Annotated in this window: 5 protein-coding genes; all 5 read right to left on the reverse strand. The window is 69.8% G+C overall.

Translation table 11 applies throughout. The annotated features are described in order from the left end of the window. Positions 1-87: 87 nt before the first annotated feature. Complete coding sequence (locus DD1DGNOD_RS03880; RefSeq protein ID WP_241251209.1) at positions 88-585, reverse strand: MarR family winged helix-turn-helix transcriptional regulator; 498 nt, start codon at positions 583-585, stop codon at positions 88-90. A 34-nt stretch (positions 586-619) separates the two neighbouring features. After that, positions 620-1,399 (reverse strand): YceI family protein, encoded by a 780-nt coding sequence (locus tag DD1DGNOD_RS03885; RefSeq protein WP_131769462.1) that lies wholly within the window; start codon positions 1,397-1,399, stop codon positions 620-622. A 229-nt stretch (positions 1,400-1,628) separates the two neighbouring features. Then, complete coding sequence (locus DD1DGNOD_RS03890) at positions 1,629-2,378, reverse strand: DUF305 domain-containing protein (protein ID WP_346434260.1); 750 nt, start codon at positions 2,376-2,378, stop codon at positions 1,629-1,631. A gap of 5 nt (positions 2,379-2,383) precedes the next feature. Then, positions 2,384-3,829 (reverse strand): FHA domain-containing protein, encoded by a 1,446-nt coding sequence (locus DD1DGNOD_RS03895; protein ID WP_131765269.1) that lies wholly within the window; start codon positions 3,827-3,829, stop codon positions 2,384-2,386. A gap of 252 nt (positions 3,830-4,081) precedes the next feature. Further along, a partial coding sequence (locus DD1DGNOD_RS03900; RefSeq protein ID WP_241255447.1) for a glycoside hydrolase family 15 protein occupies positions 4,082-4,613 on the reverse strand: 532 nt, incomplete at its 5' end.

Consider the following 4,613-nt stretch of genomic DNA (forward strand, 5'->3'; position numbering starts at 1 on the left):
TTGCGGGAGGCGGGCCTCCCCGACCTGCCGGATCCGGCAGGAACCCCGGCCGTGAAAACATGATCGCTCCGCTTTTGCTCCTCGCGGTCACGGATGGTTGTCGTGATCGGGCCGCGGATGCTGTCGAGTGGTGCTGTGGTCGGCCAGGGCGTCCACCAGGTGGGTCAACGCGGGCAGGGCGGCCATGATCGATTCCCGGTCCGGGTCCGACAGGCGGCCGAGTGCATCCCCGAGCCGGCGCTCGTGCGCATGCTGCCAGCCGGCAAGCCGCTGGGAGCCGGCGTCGGTGAGTGACACCTGGGCGGCGCGACGGTCGAGCGGATCCCGGTCACGGCGGACCAGACCGGTGTTGGCGAGCTGCTGGACGAGGGTGGAGACACTGTTGGGAGCCAGGCGCAGCAGACCGGCGAGTTCACCGACCCGCGTGCCGTCCCGCTCGTCCAGGCATTGGAGAAGCTCGATCTGGGCCATCGGCACAGACTCCCACGGATAGTCCGAGCGGATGCTCGTGCGCAGGACACGGCGCAGGCGGGTCACCACCTCGGTGAGACCTCGGACGTCCGGGTCGGCCACGGTCACAGACACTGACGGTACGCCCGAGGTGTCACCTCCGGTCGGGTCAGGACTTGTCGAAGTTGAGCAGGACCTCTATGACCCCGTTCTGCTCGACCTTGATCCCGCCGATGTTCGGCGGGCTGACGTCGTAGTCCCTGAACGTGACCGGGATCTGCCCGCCGGCCCGGATCTGCCCGCCGGCGCGCTGGGCGTCCAGCGAGATGGTGACGGTCCTGGTGACGCCGTGCAGGGTCAGGTCACCCGTTGCCTGGTAGGTCCTCTTCTCGCCCTCCGCGGGCACCGATCCGAGGTCGATCGGCCTGGTCAGCTTGAAGGTGGCCGTGGGAAACCGGGACGTCTCCATGATCTGGCCGCGGAACTGGCTGTCGCGCTGTGACTGGTCGCTGGTGACCGTGGTCATGTCCACGGTGAAGTCGGCGGACGGTACGGTGGTACCGCTGACGACCAACTGCCCGGTGACGCCCGAGGTCCGACCGACCGCGGTGGTGTCCTGCCCGAACAGGACCTCCTTGACGCGGTAGCCGGCCTGCGAGCCGGAGGCGACCTTCCACGTCCCGTCGAGCGTGGCATATGCGGTCCCACCGGCGGCGCCCCTGGCGGTCGCGGCGGTGCCCGGCGCCGGCTGGCTGTCCAGCGACAGCTCGGCCGGCGGATCCCCCTCGATGAAGTTGATGTAGACGAACGGCCCGCCGACCACGAGGGCAGCTACGACCACCCCGCCGATCACCACGCCCTTCAGCCAGCTCGGCCGTTTCTTCTTCGGAGGACTTGGTGGACCCGGAGGGCTCGGCGGGTTCGCCTGCCGGGAGGTGTCGGCTGTCATGGATTACTCCTCGTAATTACATGGTGAATTGTGACCGGTTCGTGGCACTGCGGTCTGGTGGACGACCGTGTCCGTGGCCGGCTGCATGAATTGGATGTTGCACGGGCAACATTAGGAAATCATGAACCTGATTCGGTCCAGCGGTCTGTCAGCGCGGCGCCAAAGATGGCTACGGACTGTCGCTACCGGGACGTCCGGGTCGCGGAGTCGTCCGGGTCGCAGCGGTGAGTCAGGCCGGGGGAGCGCCGAGCGCGCGCAGGTCGGCCTGCATCTGGTCGATCTCGACCGCCTGGTTGATGACCATCGCTCGGGCCAGGGCCCGTACGTCCGATTCCTGCGCGCGGGCCGCGGCCTGCTGGGCCATCGTGATCCCACCGCGATGGTGGCGGATCATAAGAGTGAGGAAGATGACATCCAGATCCCGACCCTGCGCTCTGGACAGCTGGGTCAGTTCGGTGTCGGTGGCCATACCGGGCATTCGTGATGAATCCGGCGGAATTCCGGCGACCGCGCTGCCGGTCGAACCGCTGTGCGCGGCGTCGTGGCCGGTCTCGGCGCTGTGGGTGTCATGACCGCTGTCGTGCATCCAGCGCATCGGCGGTTCGGTCGAGACCTGCGGCAGGTGCCAACTGGTGAGCCAGGCCGACATGATGCCGATCTCCCGCTGCTGGGTGAGCGCGATGTCCTGAGCGACGCTACGTTGAGTCATGTCCGCGCCGCCGCGGAACTCCACCATCGCCATCTGGACAGCCTGGGCGTGATGGGCGGACATGTCATAGGCGAAACCGGCGTCCACGGAGTCCGCATCCGGCGGACGATCGACGAGTCCCCGCAGGCCCGCACCGGCCGCCACCAGGGCGAGCGCCACGACAGTCAGCGCAACCACCCACGGCGCCCGAGGCACGATCCGGCCCCTGCGCCTGACCGCGGTCCCGCCCGCGGCCTCGTCCGCCGTCTCGTCGGTGCTGTCGTCGACCACCGTGGTCAGATCTGCATCTGGGAGTTGAACACGAACGTCCGCTTGCCCACCTGGACCCGGGTTCCGGGGACCAGCGGAGCCGGCTCGTGCGGGTTCAACGGGGTCCACACCGTCGCCTCGGGCGGGGCGATGTAGGTACCGTTCGCGGAGCCCTGATCCGCGATCACCGCGTCCCAGCCGTTGAGCGTGATGACCGCGTGGACGCGGGAAACCGCACTCTCGCCGTCCTCGACCAGTAACGGAAGCGCGCGGCCGGCGCGGACGGCGTCGTCCCGGTCGGGCTGTCTGCCGATCACGATGTCCCTGTCCACGTTGATGGTCCGCCCGTCCTCGAAGACGATCACGCCGATGGTCGGTCGGGGTCCCCGGACCGGATTGCCGGTCTGCTGGGCCAGGGACAGCCCGCACTCGGTGCAGTAGGGCGCGGCCGGGTGGTTGAAGTGGTTGTTGGCGCAGAGTATGCCCTCGACCTGGGCTTCGGACCCGCCCGGCAGCATGGTCGGAGCATCCTGGTCGTCGAACAGGTCGGCGACGTCGAATCCGCGGCCGGGCAGCTCGGTGAGTGCCTCGCTCTCGGTGTCCTCGATCCGCGCGGCCGGGTCACGCCCGGCAAGCTCGGTCGGCGGATCGTCGTCCGCGGCGGTGAGGGTGGCGAAGTCCGCGGCCTGCGTGGGCTGGCCGGCGCGCAGGTGGGCGGCGGTGTCGATCTCCTTGCCGTGCAGCGGTGTCAGAGCCGGCGGAGCCGTCGACACCGACTCGGCGGAGGAGCCCTTGGACGGGCCGGCGTCCGCCGACGGGATCGGCGCCGCCCCGGTCATCGGGTCGCGGGGCCCACCGAAGCCGGCCGCGAAGTCCTCCTCGGTTCCCTTCTGCGGGACGAACACGGGCACGTCGCAGGCCACCAGGCTCGCCCCGATTCCGGGTACCGCGCCTATCCGCAGGTCCAGCGGGAAGGCGTCGGCGGCCGGGCTGTTCGCCGCGCCCCCGACACCGGCGACACCCGCGACACCGGCCGGTCCGAGCGTGCCGGCCGGGCCTATGTCCAGGCGGCCGAGTTCGGCCGGAAGCAGACGGTCCACCCAGGTGGCCGACTCGATCCCGGAAAGGGTGAGCGGGGTCGGGCCGTGGGCGGCCACCTCCATCGAACCGTGGATCAGCACGGCCAGCCGGTCGCCCACACCTGCCAGCAGCGCGAAGTCGGGTACGGCCTCCGGGTCGGCGTCGGCGAGCAGCCCGGCGACCCGGCGCACCAGCCGGCGGCCCGCACCCGAGGTCGGCCCCGCCTCCCCGGCCACGTCGGCGCACAGCGCCAGCAGGGTCTTGGTCATCTCCGACGTCCCGGGACGTCCGGTGCTGGCGACGACGAGAACATCCGACAGGCGAACCACCACACCGCTCTCGGCTCCACGCCCGGCTGCCACCACGACCCGGAAACCGTCAAGTCCCGCCATCGTCGCGCCCCTCGTCCCTCGTCCCTGGCCTGCCTCGGCCTCTGCCCCGCCCCTGCCGGCGCGTCCAGCCCGCCGGGGGCGGATCATCCGCCGGCATCCGGCGTGTTCTACCCCGGTGAGCCACGTGTACCCACCCATCCTGCCGGTGGATCGGGCACACGTCAGCAACATGTCAGCTACCAGCTGACTTTCCGTCGGAAGCGGGCTTTCACCTGGTCGCTGCCGGGATGCGCTCAGCCGAGGGTGAGGCGCTCAGCCGAGGGTTCTGTCCAGATGGAGGGCCGCGCTGATCAGAGCGAGGTGCGTGAACGCCTGTGGAAAGTTACCCAGCGCCTCTCCGGACGGCCCGATCTCCTCGGCGTACAGGCCGACGTGGTTGGCGTAGGTCAGCATCTTCTCGAACACCAGCCGGGCCTCGCTGACCCGGCCGGCCCGGGTGAGCGCCTCGACGTACCAGAACGAACAAAGGTTGAAGGTGCCCTCGTCCCCGTGCAGGCCGTCGCTTCCGTCAGCCGCGTAGCGGCGCACCAGACTGTCACTGACCAGTTCTTCGCCGAAACGGTCGAGGGTCGACAGGAAACGGGGGTCGGTGGGCCCGGAGAACTTGACCAGGGGCATGCACAGCAGGGAGGCGTCCAGCCGTGACGATCCGGGATGTTCCATGTACGCGCCGCGGGCCGGATCCCACGCCGCGTTCTGGACGAACCGGTATGCGCGGCCGGCGTACTCCTTCCACTCGTTGGTGGGGCCGGGCAGGCCGCGCTGCCGGGATATGCGGCACGCA

This window comes from Candidatus Protofrankia californiensis, assembly GCF_900634765.1.
Taxonomy (GTDB): Bacteria; Actinomycetota; Actinomycetes; order Frankiales; family Frankiaceae; genus Protofrankia; species Protofrankia californiensis.